17 protein-coding genes are annotated in these 19429 nt (G+C 45.3%); all 17 read right to left on the bottom strand.

The features are described 5' to 3' along the window. Positions 1 to 38 precede the first annotated feature (38 nt). The 17 genes from tilS to tsf all read right to left on the bottom strand — a co-directional run bounded on the left by tilS (position 39) and on the right by tsf (position 19386). Entirely contained in the window at positions 39 to 1346 is a 1308-nt protein-coding gene (gene tilS, locus LG368_RS07075; RefSeq protein ID WP_226754035.1) for a tRNA lysidine(34) synthetase TilS, read from the bottom strand. Between the two features lie 118 nt (positions 1347 to 1464). Continuing rightward, positions 1465 to 2412: an acetyl-CoA carboxylase carboxyl transferase subunit alpha gene (gene accA / locus LG368_RS07070; RefSeq protein WP_226754034.1), complete on the bottom strand. Its 948-nt coding sequence runs from the start codon at positions 2410 to 2412 to the stop codon at positions 1465 to 1467. A 123-nt stretch (positions 2413 to 2535) separates the two neighbouring features. Further along, positions 2536 to 6012: a DNA polymerase III subunit alpha gene (gene dnaE, locus LG368_RS07065; protein WP_226754033.1), complete on the bottom strand. Its 3477-nt coding sequence runs from the start codon at positions 6010 to 6012 to the stop codon at positions 2536 to 2538. 4 nt (positions 6013 to 6016) lie between these two features. Further along, the gene (rnhB, locus tag LG368_RS07060; RefSeq protein ID WP_226754032.1) at positions 6017 to 6631 is read right to left on the bottom strand and encodes a ribonuclease HII; all 615 of its coding nucleotides are present in this window, start codon (positions 6629 to 6631) and stop codon (positions 6017 to 6019) included. Then, complete coding sequence (gene lpxB / locus LG368_RS07055; RefSeq protein WP_226754031.1) at positions 6631 to 7803, bottom strand: lipid-A-disaccharide synthase; 1173 nt, start codon at positions 7801 to 7803, stop codon at positions 6631 to 6633. The genes rnhB and lpxB overlap by 1 nt, the downstream gene beginning before the upstream one ends. Positions 7804 to 7874: 71 nt before the next feature. Beyond that, positions 7875 to 8651, bottom strand: coding sequence for an acyl-ACP--UDP-N-acetylglucosamine O-acyltransferase (gene lpxA, locus LG368_RS07050; protein WP_226754030.1), 777 nt, complete (start codon positions 8649 to 8651; stop codon positions 7875 to 7877). Continuing rightward, complete coding sequence (gene fabZ, locus LG368_RS07045) at positions 8651 to 9088, bottom strand: 3-hydroxyacyl-ACP dehydratase FabZ (protein WP_226754029.1); 438 nt, start codon at positions 9086 to 9088, stop codon at positions 8651 to 8653. Before fabZ ends, lpxA begins: the two co-directional genes overlap by 1 nt. Beyond that, a complete protein-coding gene (gene lpxD / locus LG368_RS07040) occupies positions 9085 to 10125 on the bottom strand; it encodes a UDP-3-O-(3-hydroxymyristoyl)glucosamine N-acyltransferase (RefSeq protein WP_226754028.1) in 1041 nt (346 codons plus the stop codon). Before lpxD ends, fabZ begins: the two co-directional genes overlap by 4 nt. 3 nt (positions 10126 to 10128) lie before the next feature. Continuing rightward, positions 10129 to 10623, bottom strand: coding sequence for an OmpH/Skp family outer membrane protein (locus LG368_RS07035; protein ID WP_226754027.1), 495 nt, complete (start codon positions 10621 to 10623; stop codon positions 10129 to 10131). A gap of 65 nt (positions 10624 to 10688) precedes the next feature. Further along, positions 10689 to 13001 (bottom strand): outer membrane protein assembly factor BamA, encoded by a 2313-nt coding sequence (bamA, locus tag LG368_RS07030; protein ID WP_226754026.1) that lies wholly within the window; start codon positions 12999 to 13001, stop codon positions 10689 to 10691. 10 nt (positions 13002 to 13011) lie between these two features. Next, the gene (gene rseP / locus LG368_RS07025; RefSeq protein WP_226754025.1) at positions 13012 to 14358 is read right to left on the bottom strand and encodes an RIP metalloprotease RseP; all 1347 of its coding nucleotides are present in this window, start codon (positions 14356 to 14358) and stop codon (positions 13012 to 13014) included. Continuing rightward, on the bottom strand, positions 14355 to 15530 hold the full coding sequence (ispC, locus tag LG368_RS07020; RefSeq protein WP_226754024.1) for a 1-deoxy-D-xylulose-5-phosphate reductoisomerase: 1176 nt from the start codon (positions 15528 to 15530) through the stop codon (positions 14355 to 14357). The genes rseP and ispC overlap by 4 nt, the downstream gene beginning before the upstream one ends. Continuing rightward, entirely contained in the window at positions 15530 to 16333 is an 804-nt protein-coding gene (locus LG368_RS07015; RefSeq protein WP_226754023.1) for a phosphatidate cytidylyltransferase, read from the bottom strand. The genes ispC and LG368_RS07015 overlap by 1 nt, the downstream gene beginning before the upstream one ends. Positions 16334 to 16335: 2 nt before the next feature. Beyond that, positions 16336 to 17067, bottom strand: a complete 732-nt coding sequence (locus LG368_RS07010) for an isoprenyl transferase (protein ID WP_226754022.1) — start codon at positions 17065 to 17067, stop codon at positions 16336 to 16338. Positions 17068 to 17116: 49 nt separating this feature from the next. Further along, entirely contained in the window at positions 17117 to 17674 is a 558-nt protein-coding gene (gene frr / locus LG368_RS07005; protein WP_226754074.1) for a ribosome recycling factor, read from the bottom strand. A gap of 7 nt (positions 17675 to 17681) precedes the next feature. Then, positions 17682 to 18404, bottom strand: a complete 723-nt coding sequence (pyrH, locus tag LG368_RS07000; RefSeq protein ID WP_226754021.1) for a UMP kinase — start codon at positions 18402 to 18404, stop codon at positions 17682 to 17684. A gap of 121 nt (positions 18405 to 18525) precedes the next feature. Beyond that, complete coding sequence (tsf, locus tag LG368_RS06995) at positions 18526 to 19386, bottom strand: translation elongation factor Ts (RefSeq protein WP_226754020.1); 861 nt, start codon at positions 19384 to 19386, stop codon at positions 18526 to 18528. Between the last annotated feature and the right edge of the window lie 43 nt (positions 19387 to 19429).

The following is a 19429-nucleotide window of genomic DNA, read 5'->3' as shown; positions in this document are numbered from 1 at the left end:
CACTCCTTTTTTGATGCATTAATTACGCACTCAATGCACTAAGAGTTCACAAAGAAAGGCAATCCAGGCTTTCTTTGCCAAGATACCTTGCCAGGCCAAGCAGGATGACACCAAATATCACCAATCGCCACTAACTGACCCTCTTCACAAATATAAGGAAGATGATCTCGCCACCAACTTGGTATTTGCCAATCATTAAGCCATTTCTTAAGTTTGCGGCTGTGTCCGTTTGGCATTAACAAGCTGATACCTTGCGGCCGTGCTATCAACTGACAGCGCCCTGTACCTTGCACCTGAATCTCATCAAAAGAACGCTGTAACACCGTATTATTAGGCAATTCACCTACCACTACAGGCAGATCTGGCGGCAACAAATACAGAACATCAAGATGACGCATAAGCCGTCCATTCAGCCATTTAAACGTGGGTTGTTTGTCTTTTGCAGAAAAGAACATTCCATCAACACTTTCTAACTGAGCATGGGGAAAAGAGACATGCTGGCGTGATAAGAAATGGCGTAACCAAAAAAGACGCTCCTCTCTCGGTTTATCGGCAATACAGCGCAAAGGCAACCCACCAGAAGCATCACACCAAATATCGAGCTGCTGGTGAGCAAACCTGGACAACATGGCATAATCCGTTGCTAAACGCTGTGCTGTTGAGCCAATGCTTTGTTCCATGTGCGCAAAGCGTGATTTCAATACGGGCATTACCTGACGGCGTAAAAAGTTTCGCGTAAAGCGTTCGTCACTATTAGACTCGTCTTCTACCCAGTGTAAGCAATTCTGTTGGGCGTAATCCTGGAGTACTTTTTTATCGACCCCCAAAAAAGGTCGTATTAACCTTGCCTCGGAACCAGCCAACACTCGCTGGTAAGGGATACCAGATAACCCTTTACCACCGGTGCCACGCAGTAAACGAAATAAAACCGTTTCCGCTTGATCGCCAGCGTGGTGCGCCAATAATAAGCTCCCCTGTCCAGCCATAATGTCCTGAAACGCTTGATAACGTGCATTTCTAGCGGCTTCTTCAATTGAGGTCTGTGATTCGAGCGTCACTCTCTGTGAAACAAACCGCACGCCCAAGGTCTGGCAAACCTGCTCACAGTGGTGCAACCAATCATCAGCATGGTCACTTAAACCATGATGTACATGAATCGCTGTTAGCGCCGCCTTTTGCGACTCTGAAAGCGGCTGAACAAGAGCGTGCAATAAAACATGGGAATCAATACCACCACTAAAGCCAAGATAGACCGGATGATTCTCGCTGAACAAAGCATCCAGCCATTGCTTATTAAACTGCAAAGATGATGAAGAGGTTAAAGGTAATCTTGTTGAAAGGCTCATCGTGCACTCGACTGTTTACAGCGGAACAATATATAGAAAAACAAAAAAGCCTCCGTACAAAGGAGGCTTTTAATAAAAACTTTATTCCATATAACGTAAATTTACATGTAACTTGCGTTTATAGACCGTAAGACATTAAACGATTGTAACGACGAGCCAAGAGCTCCTCAGTCGTTAAGGCTTCCATTCTATCAAGCGCGGCAAGGATATTTTGCTTCAAACTGTGTGCAACTTGCTCATGGGCCGTATGCGCACCGCCTAATGGCTCAGGGATAATCGTATCAACCAGACCCAGCTCTTGAAGACGCGGTGCGGTAATACCCATAGCCTTAGCCGCATCAGAAGCGCGATCCGCACTCTTCCACAAAATAGACGCACAACCCTCTGGTGAAATCACTGAGTAGGTACCGTATTGCATCATCATCAGCTCATCACAGACGCCGATTGCCAAGGCACCACCGGAACCTCCTTCACCAATAACCGTGGAGATAATCGGTGTTTTTAAACGAGACATAGCAGCTAGGTTAAAGGCTATTGCTTCACTTTGACCACGCTCTTCCGCACCAATACCAGGGTAAGCGCCAGGTGTGTCAATAAGCGTCACAATCGGCATATTAAAACGTTCTGCGGTTTCCATTAAACGCAACGCCTTGCGGTAACCCTCTGGACGAGGCATACCAAAGTTACGAAGCACCTTTTCTTTTACTTCGCGACCCTTTTGATGACCAATAATCATCACAGGACGCCCCTCTAAACGAGCAATACCGCCTACAATCGCTCGGTCGTCAGCGTAATGACGGTCACCGTGCATTTCTTCAAAGTCGGTAAAAACATGCTTAATGTAGTCAAGCGTGTACGGGCGTTTTGGATGACGCGCTAACTGAGAGACTTCCCAAGCCCCTAAGTTACTAAATAGACTTTTAGTAAGCGCTACTTTTTTGTCTTCAAGGCGACTGATTTCATCGCTAATGTTAAGTTCGTTATCGTTGCCGACTAAACGCAACTCTTCGATTTTTTGTTCGAGCTCAGCAATCGGCTGCTCGAAAGGGAGATAATTTAAATTCATGTTTAATTACACTACTGTTTGGTTGCCATCAAATTCAAAGACAAAAGACCAGAAGCCATTCGCTCCATAGCTCTATCAAGCATGTCTCTACGTTGTACTCTATTTCAAAATTGTTAAATGAGACTAAGTATACACTAACTGGACATTTTGTTTACCGTATTGTTTCTGCAGTTGATGAATTAATTCATCATCCGGCCGCACTTTCCACTCAGCCCCTAAACGAACATCGCCACAAGCTTGGTCCATATCAAAGTGCACCACCACATCACAGCCATCACCACGATACGCTTTCATATGGTTCGCTAACGTCTGTATATCACGAGGCGTTACTGTGTCAGACGTCCATTGAATACGCAATGCTTCAACATAACGAACACGCGCTTGAGGGATGTCTAAGATATTACGAGCAATGACTTTTTGTCCACCACGGAACCCATCCACTGTAATCTCACCTTCCACCACGACCACTTCGTCTTTCACAATGGCATGTTTAAAACTGTCGTAGTTATCCGGAAAAACCGTCACTTCAATACGCGCCGATCGGTCGTCTAGCGTAACAAAGGCGATGTTCCCGCCCTTTTTACTTTTCGTTACGCGTAAATCAACAATCAAACCTGCCATGATCTGGGTATCGCCACGCTTAGGTTGTAAATCAACAATTTTTGCTCGGGCGAAACGGCGAATTTCTTTTTCGTATTCATCAATCGGGTGACCTGTGACATACAGACCTAACGTGTCTTTTTCACCGTCTAGACGCTGACGCCCGGACCACTCATGCTGAATACCAATGTCTTTGTAGGCATCTTCTGTATTCTCTTCGACAGCAATACCAAATAAATCCATCATGCCTGCGTCTTGGTTTTTCGCATCTTGAACCGCTCTTTTTAGCGCTTCATCAATACTGGCAAACAACGTCGCTCGGTTTGGCCCTATGGTGTCAAAAGCGCCCGATCGTACCAAGGCCTCCATAACACGCTTATTAACCTTGCGACCAACACGCTGACAGAAATCAAAAATATGCTCAAAAGGTCCTTCTTTACGTGCCTCAACAATGGCTTCAATAGGCCCTTCACCGACCCCTTTAATGGCACCCAGCCCATACACAATCGCCCCTTTTGGGTTAACAGTAAACTTGTACACTGACTCGTTCACACTGGGCAATGCTAATTCCAGTTTCATTGAACGACACTCTTCAATGAAAATAACGATTTTATCCGTGTTTTGCATATCCGCTGATAAAACGGCCGCCATAAAGGGGGCTGGATAATGGTTTTTTAACCATGCGGTTTGATAAGACACTAAGGCGTAAGCAGCGGAGTGAGATTTGTTAAAACCATAACCGGCAAACTTCTCCATCAGGTCAAAAATATTCCCTGACAAATCACGGTCTACATTATTTTTCAGCGCGCCTTCCATGAAAATCAAACGCTGCTCTGCCATGACTTCCGCTTTTTTCTTACCCATAGCACGACGTAGTAAGTCAGCGCCACCCAACGAAAACTTAGCCAGTACCTGAGCGATCTGCATCACCTGCTCTTGGTACAAAATAATCCCGTAAGTTGGCTCTAATACAGGGATCAAGTCGTCATGTTGGTAATCCGTATGCGGGAAAGCCAGATCAGAACGACCGTGCTTACGATTGATAAAGTCATCCACCATGCCCGACCCCAAAGGCCCTGGTCGATACAAGGCCACCAAGGCGATAATATCTTCGAAGCGTGACGGCAAGAGCTTTTTAATCAATTCTTTCATACCGCGGGATTCCAGCTGAAACACGGCGGTGGTTTCTGCTCGCTTGAGTAGATCGTAAGTCGACTTGTCTTCCAGATCGATCAGTGCAATGTCCAGTGGCGGTTTGCCTTCAAGGGCATTGATGGCGTCGATGTTTTTTACCGCCCAATCCACCACGGTGAGCGTTTTTAGCCCCAAAAAGTCAAACTTTACCAAGCCCGCTTCTTCTACATCGTTTTTGTCGTACTGAGTCACCAGACCCGAGCCATCTTCTTCACAGTACAAGGGAGCAAAGTCAATCAGCTTAGTAGGCGCAATCACCACACCACCCGCATGCTTACCAAAGTTACGCACTACCCCTTCTAATGAAATCGCCATCTCCATCACTTCGGCAGCGTCTTCATCGCCCGCTAAAAACTCAGGTAACGCAGGCTCCTCTTCCAACGCTTTACTTAAGGTCATGCCAATCTCAAAGGGGATTAACTTAGACAGTTTATCGCCTAGGCTGTAGGGCTTACCTTGCACCCTGGCCACATCACGCACCACCGCTTTCGCCGCCATAGCACCAAAGGTAATAATCTGTGATACCGCATCACGCCCATAGGTACGAGAGACGTAATCAATAACCTTGTCGCGGTTTTCCATACAAAAATCGATGTCGAAATCCGGCATGGATACCCGTTCTGGGTTCAAGAATCGCTCGAACAGCAAATCGTACTCAAGGGGATCGAGATCGGTAATTTTTAAGGCATAAGCGACTAAAGACCCGGCACCGGAACCACGACCAGGCCCAACGGGAATGTCGTTGTCTTTGGCCCACTGGATAAAGTCCATGACAATCAGAAAGTAGCCGGGAAAGCCCATTTGATTAATGATGTTGAGCTCAAAATCAAGACGATCCCAGTATTCTTGGCGACGCTTTTCAATACGTTCACCGTATTTCTTCGTTAGAAAATCAAAGCGCTCTTTCAAACCATCGTAGGACAATTTGCTGAAGAAGGCTTCCATTGTCATGCCATCTGGGACAGGGTAATCCGGTAAAAAGTATTCGCCTAATAAAACATCGACACTACAACGTTTGGCAATTTCTACCGTATTTTCTAAGGCTTCTGGAATGTCCTCGAATAAGGCTTCCATTTCTTCAGACGTTTTAAAATACTGCTCTTCAGAATAACGACGCTTACGACGCGGATCATCCAGAGTCACACCATCATGGATACAAACACGTGCCTCATGAGCGTCAAAATTCTCTCGCTTTAAAAAACGAACATCATTTGTTGCAACGACAGGGCAATCTAGCTCTGCTGCCAATGGCACGACTGAATGTATGTAGCTCTCTTCGCCAGGGCGACTCGTACGTTGTAATTCAACATAAAAACGGTTTGGAAAAACCGTCATCCAATGAGTCAGACGCGCTTTTGCTTGTTCCTGTCGCCCCTTCTGCAACAGCAAACCTATGTCGCCAAAACCTGCGCCAGATAGAGCGATAACGTCTTCACTGCATTCTTCAATCCATGCTTTTTGTACAATGGGTCGACCTTCCGATTGGCCAAGTTGATAGCCACGGGAAATAATGTCAATGATGTTCTTATAACCTTGATTTGACGTCGCCAGCAACGTAAAACGATAACGATCCTCGACCTCATCATCTTCTGCCACCATGACATCAGCACCGCAGATAGGCTTTATGCCTTTTTCCATAGCACCTTTGTAAAACCGCACAAAACCGCATAGATTATTTTCATCGGTGATGGCAACGGCAGGCATCGACATGGATTCTGTCGTCCCCAGTAAGCCTTTTATTTTCACTAAGCCATCGACTAAAGAAAACTCAGTGTGTACTCGTAAATGCACAAAAGAAGCAGACAAACTTTTATCCTTCTAAAATCTTTTTAACTGGCCCGAAACTGCGCCGATGAATGGGCGTAATACCATGTTGTCGAATTGCAGCAAGATGTTGAGCGGTTGGGTAACCTTTGTGCTTTTCAAAACCGTATTCAGGATAGTGCTCTGCGGCTTTGACAATGTCTCTATCTCGGGTAACTTTGGCCAAAATAGACGCGGCGGAGATCGCAGCGTGTCGAGCGTCGCCTTTCACCACAGCTTCAGCAGAACAGGGTAAATTTGGCGGAATGCGATTGCCGTCCACCAGTACATGTTCAGGCGCAATGCACAGCTTAGCGATTGATCTAGCCATGGCTAACATACTGGCATGCAAAATGTTGATATCATCAATTTCTTCAATACTCGCGCTGGCTACGGCGTAGCACAAGGCTTTCTCTTGAATCTCTAAAAACAAAGCTTCACGTTTTTTTTCACTGAGTTTTTTTGAGTCTGCTAAGCCTATAATGGGACGCTGTGGGTCTAAAATGACCGCGGCCGCCACCACCTCTCCTGCCAACGGCCCTCTTCCAGCCTCATCCGTGCCGGCCACCAAATCACCAAGATAAATATCACTTACGAAGGGCTCATAAATCGGCGTTCCCATTAGGCTCTACCTTGTTGATCAGCGTGACGCTCCAGCATCGATAAAATCGCTTCAGCGCCGGTTTCACCGGCATTTTTACGCAGCATTTTGTGCAATTCGAGATATTTGGCTTGAATGCCTTCATCGTGCACAAACGAGCGCCAAGTGTCTAAAAGTTGAGTCGCAAGATTATCCGGCGTCGCAGCCTCCTGGAGCAATTCAGGTACCAAGGCCTCGTTCGCCAGTAAGTTCGGCAAGGAAACATACGGCACTTTGAGCATACGGGACATAATCGCAAAAGTGAGCTTATTAACTCGGTAAGCCACCACCATGGGACGCTTGACTAGCATGGCCTCCAAAGCCGCCGTACCCGATGCTAACAAAATAGCATCTGATGCAGCCATCACTGTACGAGACTGCCCTTCAACTAATACCGCCTGCATATTCGCTTCTTGCAATAGGGTTTCAATTTGTTCACGACGAGCGTGATTGGCCGCGGGGATTAAAAACGTGGCGTTCGGCTCTTTCTGTTGAATGCGCTGCATGGTGTGAATAAACAGTGGTGCCAGACGAGAAACTTCACCTTCTCTTGAACCCGGTAAAATAGCAAATACAGGGCCGTTAATAGGAGGCAAAGCCAATGCTTTTCTTGCCAGATGCGAATCACTTTCTAGAGGAATATCATCGGCTAATGTATGGCCAACACATACAACCGGGATCAGGTGCTGATGATAAATAGGCAGTTCAAATGGAAATAAGGCAAGCATAAGATCCACGGATTTTTTGATCTTAAAAATACGTTTTTGACGCCACGCCCAGACGGAGGGGCTAACATAATGCACCGTCGGAATGCCTCGCTGTTTAAGCTTGCGGGCCAAGGGTAAATTAAAATCAGGCGAGTCAATGCCAATAAAAGCCGTTGGTGGATAGGCAACACAGGATTCATACAGGCGCTTACGTATGCCGAGTAACTCTCTGAGTCGACCCAGTACTTCCACCAATCCCATAACGGATAATCTATCCATAGGAACAATACTGGTTAACCCTTGAGCTGCCATCAGCGGGCCACCAATGCCTTCAAATAGGGCATTCGGTTGGCGCTGTTTTAGATGTGCCATTAAATTGGCACCGAGAATATCGCCTGATGCCTCACCAGCCACCAACACATAACGTGTCACAGACGTACTTTGCATTTAAAACCTCTAATAATAAAAAACCCCGAAGCAGTCCGGGGTTTTCTTGTAACACGGGGTACTCATCGTACTTATCGGACAATGCCACGTTTAGATTGCCGTATCGACAAAATAAATTCGACCACTTCAGGAATATCAAAAAGGTCGCTATTCTCTATATCAGACAACGCCGTTTGCAGCGTTAGCCCCTTTAAATAAAGCGTTTTATAGGCACTACGTAAAGCTCGGATGACTTCTGTAGGCACACCACGTCGACGCATTCCTTCAAAATTCATCCCATGAGCTTTAGCAGGATTACCAGACACCATAATATAACGAGGGACATCCTTTGACACCATGGATCCCATGCCACACATGCTGAACGAATTCACCTGACAGAACTGATGTATCCCAGTATAACCACCCAAAATAACATAATCGCCAAGGGTAACGTGCCCAGCTAAAGCGGCAAAATTCGCCATAATATTATGATCGCCTACGTGACAATCATGACCAACATGCGTACTGGCCATAAACAAGTTGTGGCTGCCAATTGTGGTAATGCCCTGATCTTGCACGGTGCCGCGATGAATCGTGGCGTTTTCTCGAACCACATTGTGGTCCCCCATGACAAGCTCAGTGGGCTCGCCTTTGTACTTCTTATCTTGGTTCGCCTCACCAACAGAAGCAAACTGATAAATCTCATTATTAGAACCAATCGTCGTGTGACCATTGATCACAACGTGGGACTTAATAATGCTACCCGCACCAATTTTTACATTCGGCCCAATCACACAAAAAGGCCCAATCTCGACGCTAGAGTCAATTTCTGCTTTCGGGTCAATCAAACTAGTTGGATGTATCAGCACTATACCTTCCTGTCAGCACACAGAATTGTTGCAGAACACGCTAACTCACCGTCAACCGTTGCTTTGCAGTCAAATTTCCAGATCCCACGCTTTTCTGTAACGATTTTTGCTTCTAGTTGTACACGATCACCCGGCACAACTGGACGCTTAAAGCGCACTTTATCAGAACCCACAAAATAATAAATGGAACCATCTTCTGGTGTTTTATCCATGGTTTTAAAGCCTAAAATACCAGCGGCTTGTGCCATAGCTTCAATGATTAACACACCAGGCATAACGGGGTGGTTAGGAAAATGCCCATTAAAATAGGGTTCATTAATGGTGACATTTTTGTAAGCAACAATGGACTCTTTCAAGTTCAGTTCAACAACACGATCCACCAACAAAAATGGGTACCTGTGCGGTAGGTATTGGCGGATTTCATTTACGTCCATCATTTAGTATCAACCTTCTCTAAAAGCTTATTAACCTGTTGTTTCAATTGTAAAAACTGTTTTGCCATTTGATCTATTCTTCTGACTCTTGCTACGGTACGCCGCCACGTTTGAGTGGGCTCCATAGCGCCTCCAGATGAATAAGAACCCGGTTCTAATATAGAATGGCTGATCAAACTCATTGCTGTTACATGCACTTTATCAACGATATTTAAATGCCCAACGATGCCAACGCCACCAGAAATAGTGCATGAAGCCCCTATTTTGGTACTGCCAGCCACAGAAGTACCGCCTGCAATGGCTGTATTATCCCCAATTACGACGTTATGAGCAATTTGAACTTGATTATCTATCTTCACACCGTGACCAACTTGGGTATTTTCGATCGCACCACGGTCAATGGTAGAATTTGCACCCACCTCTACTCTGTCACCTAAAACCACAGAGCCAAGCTGATTAATCTTTTCCCAGCGGCCCTGATAAGGTGCAAACCCAAATCCATCAGCGCCAATCACAGCACCACTATGAATGATACAGTCACTGCCGAGTACCACATCATGATACAGGGTAACATTGGGATAAAGGCGAGTGCCGTGACCTATTTTCACACCTCGACTCAATACGCAGCCCGCCCCAATGATGCAGTCGCCATCTATTTGTACGCCGTCATCAATAACGACATTCGGGCCAATAACCACCCCTTCCGCCACCTTAGCCCTTGTAGAAACCACTGCGCACTCATGGATACCTGACCAAGATTCACTTTGTGGAACAAACAAGTGCGATAGCTGAGCAAACGCCAAATAAGGATTCGCAACAACAATGGCATTGTTCACCCGTTGCGCTAACTGCGTATTTTTAACAAGCACCGCACCCGCTGATGTATCTGCTAACTGGTGCTGATACTTTGGATTGGCAAGAAAGCTCAACTCTTCTTTCGTGGCCTTTTCCAACGTACCTAATCGCTCAATCACCAAGTCAGGGTCACCGCTGACGACACCCTGAACTTTCTCCGCCAGTTGCCCTAGCGTATAACTCATGGGTTAATTATCCTTATTGATGCGATTTAATAGCTCGTCAGTAATGTCTGACTCCGCGTTTGCATACATACTCAATTGTCTATTTAAAACAAGATCAAGGTTACGCTCTTCAATCAGCGCCTTTAAAGCCGCTTCACCTTGAGGGGTTATAGACTGAATCACCTCTTGCTCAAGGGCCTTAGCTTGGCGCTGCATATTGGCTGCCATAGCACGGATCTTATTTTGATCTTCCGCTAACTGCTTGCGACGTTTGTCAAACTCTTCTTTTGACAAGGTCAACTCATCGCGTTGTAAATTATTAGCCGCCGTTTTGAGATCTTCTTGGTCTTTTTGTAAACGCGCATCCATCGCGGCTATTTTTTGCTTAGGGGCTTCTGCCGCCTGTTGACCAATTTTGCTGCCTAAAAGTGCAGCCCTAAAGTCAACAACAGCGACCTCAGTAGCCTGAACTTGGCTAAAAAAACAAAGCGCAAATAAAGCGGTTATGATCTTTTTCATTTTATATCCTATTAAATAAAGTGTTCAATTTAAGCTCAACATTTACCATCAACTAGAAAAACGACTTAGAACGTTGTCCCTAGCTGAAATTGGAAAAAGTCTGTGCTATCTCCGTCTTTCGAATTTAACGGTCGTGCAAAGTTAAATGACAAAGGTGCAATCGGCGTAATCCATGTCCAACTCAATCCAACGCTGTAACGAATTTCACTTAAATCCACACCTTCATTACACTCACTGTTGTCTACATAACAGACATCGGTAAATACGTTACCACCATCTAAAAACAAGGCGGTTCTCACTGACTTATGATCTTCGACCATAGGGAGCGGGAAAATAATTTCCGCCGTACCTGTCATCAGAATATTGCCACCCAAAGCAGAAGTATCTTCATCTGGGTCGTCATAAGAGTTTTTTGGTCCTAGCGAAGAAGCGCTGTAACCACGCACAGAGTACGAGCCGCCTGCATAGTAATTCTCGAAGAAAGGCAGAGCCTCCGTGTCGCCATAACCATTACCATAACCTAAACGGCCTTTGGCATGAAATAGCCAGAGGTTAGACCCACCAAGCGACCAGTACTTTTGCGACGTTAAACCCAGTTTGTAATATTGCTGATCACCAACAGGGGTCGCGACTTCAAGTGAAGCTTTTGTAGAATAGCCATCCGTTGGTAGTACCCCACCAATCAGATCAGAGTCACTCCAGGCTAAACTGGCAATAACATCATCATAGTTTTCGCCATAGGTATCTATGTAATACTCTGTCTCATTTGAAGGGGTATAGCCCAACTGAACAACACTTTCTTTTACAGTTACACCAAAAGTTAGGCGCTGGGTGTCCGATATTGGGTAACCATAGTTAAGCCCAACACCGATTTCATCTAATTGGTAATCCTCGACATCATCATCGGCATAATCACTTTTTTCATAGAACAGACTCACACCACGACTCACACCATCCACTGTGAAATAAGGATTGTCATAAGAAATGGCGTAATCTTGTTTCGACGATGTACGAGTTGCACTAAACGAAAGCTTGTTCCCTGTTCCTAAGAAGTTACGTTTGGAAATCCCAAAACCAAGCACTGTCCCGTCTTCTTCAGAATAGCCAATGCTGGCCTGAATACTGCCTGATGCCTGCTCCTGAACCACGACATCAAGATCCACCTGATCGGATGTGCCGGCCACTGGACGAGTACGTAAATCGACACTACCGAAGAAGCCTAAACGTTCAATGCGGCGCTTAGACGATTGTATTTTAGAATGTGTGGCCAAGGCCCCTTCAAACTGAGTCATCTCTCGACGCAACACTTCATCTTGCGTCTCACTGTTACCACTAAAGGTAATGCGGCGAACATAGACCTTTGGACCTGGGGTAATTTGATAGCTTAAATTCACCGTATGATCTTCGCGCTTTTCTGGAATCACATTAACGTTGGTGAACAAATAGCCATCGTCACCAAGTTCAGTCGAAATACCTTCGATGATCTTGGTCACTTCACTTCGAGAAAACACATCACCGGTTTTCTGAGTCACTTGTTTCCACACTCGGTCTTCTGAGATAGGTAAAGAGCCACTTAGTGAAATTTCATTAAGAGAGTAAGGCTTACCCTCATCAACGTTAATCACAATATAGACATCACGCTTGTCAGACGACAAACTCACCTGACTCGACACAACATTGAAATCTAGATAACCGTTATCCAAGTAAAAGCTTTTCAGGGTATTAAGATCGCCTTCAAGCTTCGCCTTAGCGTATTCATCTGCGGAGCTGAAAGGGTTCCAAGAGCCCGTTTCGGCTGATTCAAAGTCTTTTGTCAGAAGTTCCTCATCAAACTCTTTATTACCAACGATGTTGATGTGAACAATCTTTGCTGTGTCTCCCTCGTCGATATTAATGACGATTCCGGTCCTATTACGTGGCATTTCTTCAACCGCAATACTCACCTTAGCGCTATAACGACCAAGGGCATAATATTGACGTTGTAATTCTTGCACTATCTGGTTAAGCGTTTCTGGCTTGTAAATCTCACCTATTTCCAAACCAGATAGCTTTAGGCCACGCTCAAGATCTTCGGTTTGAATTAAATCATTCCCTTCAATGGTTAAATTACCGATAGAAGGACGTTCTTCAACATCGAATATTAAAACATTATTTTCTTCATAGACGTTGATATCACTAAAGTAACCCGTACTAAACAGGGACGTAATAGCTTGATAAACTTTACCAGAATCGTAGGATTCGCTTTCACTAAAACCAATGACATCAAAAGCACGAGCGGAGGGCATTTGCACTAGCCCATCAATCCGAACGTCTTCTACCGTTTTTGCAACACTTTGCGCGCTTATTAAAGCCAACAATACCGCTGAAACGACTTTCACACATACCTCTCTATAAGCGGGCAATATCATTAAAAATGGCAATGGCCATTAAAGCAAATAAAAGAGAAGCGCCAACCCGATAAGCAAACCCTTGAATTCTCTCAGATACAGGTTTGCGGCGAGCCGCTTCAATGCCAAAAAACAACAAATGCCCACCATCTAACATGGGGATAGGCAACAAATTAAGCACCCCTAAACTGACACTAAGGTAAGCCATAAACTTCAAAAAAGACTGTAACCCTGACTCGGCGGACGCACTTGCCACTTTTGCAATGGTGATGGGTCCAGACAAATTATCAACCGAAATCAATCCCTGCAACATTTTACCAATCGAAGAAACTGTCAAAGACACCATCTTAGACATCTGCGCGACACCATAGGTCAAAGACTCAATCGGACCATAGTGACGCTCACGAATTAAACTTTCATCCCATTGCGGCGGAACCACCGCTACACCAGCATAACCGATCAAACGACCGTTCTGCTCCGTAGAATTAGGCAATAATAATAATTCTAACGTGCGACCTTCTCGATCAACTTCAACCAACAGAGATTGACTTGGGTTCGCTTGCACGAGCTCAACCACTTGACGCCATCTAGAAACAGGTTGGTCATCAATCGCTAAAATCGTATCGCCAGCCATAAAACCAGCAGAGGCTGCCGCTCCCCCTTCTACAACTTGAGCAATAGTAGGTACCACCTCTGGCTGCCACGGGGAGAAGCCAAAAGCGCGAATTAAATTACTGGGCTCTTCACCCACTAACCAACGGTTTAAAGCCACCGTATCTTCTTGTAAAGAATCGGACTCTGCAAGTTGGTAACGAACGATAATGGTTCCTGTTTTACCAATCAAGTCCGCTAACACTAAATTTACGTCATCCCAAGAAGAAACTGCCTCACCATTAACGGCGACCACTTCATCACCAGACCGCATCTGAGTCTGAGACACCGGTGAATTTTCAACAATATCACCGACTTTGGGTGCCATTGTCTGAATACCCAACAATGCGACACCCGCGTAAATCACCACGGCTAAAATAAAGTTAGCAATAGGACCCGCCGCAACAATCGCAATACGTTGCCATACGCTCTTAACATTAAATGTTTGCGACATGAGTTCAGGTGGTACATCCCCTTCTCGTTCGTCAAGCATGCGAACGTAGCCACCCAATGGAATCATAGCAAGGGTGTATTCTGTTCCCGTTTTTCCAACATAACGATAAATCGGTTTTCCAAATCCCACAGAAAAGCGCAATACCTTCACACCACAACGGCGAGCAACAAAGAAATGCCCAAATTCATGAAAAGTGATCAGCACCCCTAACGCCACAACAATAGAAAGAATATTTTGTATCATGAAAAACATCCGCGAAAAATAATGTCATTAGCCAACTGTCGCGCTACTTTATCTGCTTCAAAAACGTCATCAAGCGTTCTAACAGGCATAATATTCGCTTTCGTTAAGACACTTTCATTCAAAGCAGCAATATCCAGAAAACCCATCTTTTTCTGCAAAAAAGCCGCGACAGCAACCTCATTTGTCGCATTAAGCACGGCCATAGCGGTTCCTCCCATGTACCAAGCCTCTGCTGCCAGTCTTAGATTAGGAAAACGCTGCTTGTCCGGTGCTTCAAAATTCAATTTTGCGACATCAATGAGACTCAAAGGCGCCACATTAGTTTCAATTCGATCTGGCCAACTCATTCCATAAGCAATAGGGATTTTCATATCAGGGTTGCCCATTTGTGCAATCACTGAACCATCTCGGTAAGACACCATCGAGTGAATAATGCTTTCAGGGTGTACCACAACGTCTACATCGTCCGGTGTGACATCAAACAGCCAGCACGCCTCGATTAGCTCAAGCCCCTTATTCATCAAGGAAGCAGAATCGATGGATATTTTCTGCCCCATCGACCAATTAGGGTGCTTACAAGCCTGCTCCGGTGTAACTTGCTTCATTTCTTTGAGTGAGAAATTACGAAATGGACCACCAGACGCTGTTAGAATGATTTTAGCCACGTCTTTTTGGTGAGCGCCCTGGGGAGTTTGTGGCAAGCTTTGATAAATAGCATTGTGCTCACTATCAATTGGCAACAGAGCAACATTATTGCGAGCAACCTCATCCATAAACAGCTTGCCCGCTGTCACCAATGACTCTTTATTAGCCAATAAAATACGCTTGCCTGAACGAATACCGGCCAACGTTGGCTTTAATCCAGCAAATCCCATGATCGCCGCCATAACTTGGTCTACCGCAGCATCACAAGCAATACTGTCTAAAGACGCCTCCCCCCATTCAAAGGAAATGGCTAGATCATTGCACTGTTCAGCCAACGCCTCACGGGCTCTTTGCGATCCCATAACCACGCGCTGAGGTAAAAACTGACGACATATTGCCGCCATTTTATCGACGCTTTCATTGGCCGAGGCACTGACTAAAGTAAACTTATCTGGGTGCTGAGCAATAATATCCAGTGTGCTTTGACCGATCGAACCGGTAGCGCCTAGTAAACAAATTCCCTGCATCAAAGCCACCCGATCAAACTAAGTAACAGTACATAAATAGGTGCCGCCGCCGTCAGGCTATCGACACGATCCATCACACCACCATGACCAGGAATCAAATGACTGGAGTCCTTAAGCTGCTCGTGACGCTTGAACAAACTTTCAGTCAGATCTCCTAATACAGACACAAAAGAAATAATCAACGCCACCAAAGCCAATCCTATCCATTTTGCCAATGAGAAATCGGAGTAAAATGAAAACAGCATCACACCGACTTGTGTCAAAACCACACCGCCGATCACCCCTTCCCAAGACTTTCCAGGACTGACAGAACGCGCTAATTTATGCTTACCAAATGCTCGACCAGCAAAGTAGGCACCTGAATCTGCCCCCCAAATTAAGCCCATTAACAGTAATACCCACACCACAAACGCTTCTGACTGTTTCAGTACAACCAATGACGCCCATGTAGTGACCAACACCAAGACACCGAACACTAAACGACTGAGTACATGCTGCCAAATAAGTTGAGTGGGATAGCGAATCACCCAATACAGGGCAAGAAGCCACAATGCAGGGCTAATCGACAAAGATATTTTTGATAAGTCAGTTTGGTAAACAAGAAAACACACAACACCGATGAGACAGGCGAAAACTAAGCGGGCCAACTGATTCTGAACACCTGAAAGGCGCGCCCACTCCCAGCCCGCTAAGAACACAACACCGCCCATTGCGAGAATAAAATTGGTTTCTTCTAAGACAAAAACGGCACAAACAAACAACACAGCCATAACAATGGCACTAAGAATTCGGGGAAGTAACATACTTATCGGCCACCATAACGTCGCTGACGATTCTGAAAGGTCTGGATAGCCTCTTCAAAATGTTGTTGATCAAAGTCCGGCCATAACACCGGCAAGAAGACAAACTCAGAATACGCCGTTTGCCATAATAGAAAGTTACTGATTCGCTCTTCACCAGAAGTACGAATAAGAAGGTCAGGGGCAGGTAGATCGGCAAGCTGCATATGCTGACCTAACAAGGTTTCGTCGATATCATCAGGGGCTAATTCACCCTTAGCCACCAAATTCGAAATATTTTTTACCGCTTGAGTGATGTCCCAGCGGCCACCGTAATTGGCAGCGATCACCAGTGTCATGTGATCATTCTGCTCTGTACTGGCTTCAACGCTTTTGATTTGCTTACGCAACCCCTCACTGAAACCCGATAAATCCCCAACAACTTGCAGGCGAATTTTATATTGATTGAGTCGTTTCAGTTCTTTTTTCAAAGAGCGCATAAACAACGCCATCAAACCATCCACTTCCAGCTTCGGTCGCTTCCAGTTTTCACTGGAAAAAGCAAATAGGGTCAAGACCTGTATACCGCGTTTTGCTGCCGCCTCAACCACGCGTCGCACAGCAGAAGCACCCGCTGTATGACCCGCGATACTTGGTAGGTGTTTCTTTTTAGCCCAGCGATTATTACCGTCCATAATAATAGCAATATGAGCCGGTACGACAGCTGAATCAATGCCAGCGCCATCCAATTCAGTCATAGCGATACCTTAGCAAATAAAAAAAGCGAGCCAAGACTCGCTTTCCTCATTAAATTTCCATCAAGTCTTTTTCTTTTGCAGCAAGACGCTCTTCAACAAGTCCTACGTACTTATCAGTAATCTTCTGCACTTGATCTTGACCACGACGATCATCGTCTTCAGAAATTTCTTTCTCTTTCAGTAGGTCTTTCAAACTACCATTCGCATCACGGCGAATGTTACGAATAGCAATACGACCGTTTTCTGCTTCGTTTTTCGCTTGCTTGAAGTAGTTTTTACGCGTTTCTTCCGTTAAAGCTGGCATTGGGATACGAATCAAGTTGCCATTTGTTGCTGGATTTAAGCCAAGGTCAGATTTCATAATGGCTTTTTCAATCTCAGGCACAAGGTTATTTTCCCAAGGAGAAATACCTAAGGTACGTGCGTCTTCCACGGTAATGTTTGCCACTTGGCTAAGAGGCGTATCAGAACCGTAATAATTTACTTTTACAGAATCTAGAATACTTGGGTGCGCTCGACCCGTACGAATTTTTTTGAACGCAGATTCAACTGAAGAAACCGCTTTACTCATACGGTCTTCAGCATCTTTAAGAATTTCGTTAATCATCATTTCCTCACTTAATCAGTGTGCCTTCATTGCCGCCAACCATAATGTTGACTAGGGCACCAGGCTTGTTCATATTAAATACACGAATAGGCATACTGTGGTCACGAGTCAAACAAATAGCAGTAAGATCCATTACACCAAGCTGTTTCTCAAGGACTTCGTTGTAATCTAATGTATCATATTTCACAGCCGCTGGATCTTTCATAGGATCAGCAGAATACACACCGTCCACTTTTGTCGCTTTCAGTACAACATCAGCATCAATCTCAATACCACGCAAACAAGCGGCAGAGTCAGTTGTAAAGAATGGGTTGCCCGTACCAGCAGAGAAGATCAATACATCGCCTTCTTTCATTAAACGCATCGCGCGACGTCGATCATAGGGCTCTACAATACCCGTCATCGTTATGGCTGACATAACGCGTGTGGCAATATTCGCACGCTCCAATGCATCACGCATTGCTAAGGCATTCATAACCGTTGCCAACATGCCCATATGATCACCCGTCACACGATCCATGCCCGCTTGGCTTAATGCTTGACCACGGAATAAGTTGCCGCCACCAATAACAATCCCAACTTCTACACCAATGCCACGCAGTTGGCCGATTTCAAGAGCAATTCGGTTCAATACTTTAGGGTCGATACCAAACGACTCGTCTCCCATCAAAGCTTCGCCGCTCAGCTTAAGCAAAATTCTTTTGTATTTTGGACTCTTTTCTTTTGGCATATCAACCTCCGGCAATGGTTTTACTTATAATATCAATAAACATCGTATTGATTGTATTTGTCTTTCATAAAAAGGGGCAGTCAAGCTGCCCCTTTTCTTTGCAAGACAACACCACTAAGGATTAACCTTTAAGCTGTGCTGCTACTTCTGCTGCAAAATCTACTTCTGCAACTTCGATACCTTCACCTACTTCTAAGCGAATGAAAGAAGAAACAACAGCGCCAGCATCTTTTACAAGCTGACCGACTTTGACTTCTGGATTCTTAACGAAAGGCTGCTCAGTCAAGCTGTTTTCAGCCAAGAACTTTTTCATACGGCCAACAATCATTTTGTCAACGATTTCTGCTGGTTTACCAGCCATGTCTGGCTGCGCACGAACGATTTCTTCTTCTTTCGCTAGCACTTCTTCAGGCATGTCTTCACCGCGAACAACGCGAGGAGCAACAGCAGCAACATGCATAGACACGTCTTTAGCCAGCTCATCAGAACCGCCTTCAAGTTGCGTCAATACAGCGATCTGACCGTTACCGTGAAGGTAACCACCTACTAGGCCGCCTTCAACAAGTACGGCACGACGAGGTGTGATGTTCTCACCGATTTTTTGAACTAACGCTTCACGTGCTTCTAACATGTCGCCCGTGATGACTTTAGCCATATCTGTTTCTTTTGTTGCAAAAACAGCGTCAGCCACTTTGTTTGCAAACGCAACGAAACCTTGGTCACGAGAAGCGAAGTCAGTTTCAGAGTTAACTTCCACTAACACACCGTAAGAAGCATCGTCAGCAACACGCATAATAATGGTGCCTTCTGCTGCTGTGCGGCCTGCTTTTTTCGCTGCTTTCATGCCACTTGATTTACGTAGCTCTTCAATCGCTACTTCAACGTCAGCGTTCGCCGCAACGAGTGCTTTTTTACACTCCATCATGCCTAAGCCTGTACGTTCACGTAGCTCTTTTACCAATGCTGCAGATACTGCGGCCATGTTCAATCCTCTTTTACCAATTCAAACTTAAAAAAAGGAGGCT

This window comes from Marinomonas algarum (genome assembly GCF_020532605.1).
In the GTDB taxonomy this organism is placed as follows: Bacteria; Pseudomonadota; Gammaproteobacteria; order Pseudomonadales; family Marinomonadaceae; genus Marinomonas; species Marinomonas algarum.
Note: the sequence above shows the minus strand (reverse complement) of the source record. Positions and strands in the feature narration are given on the sequence as shown.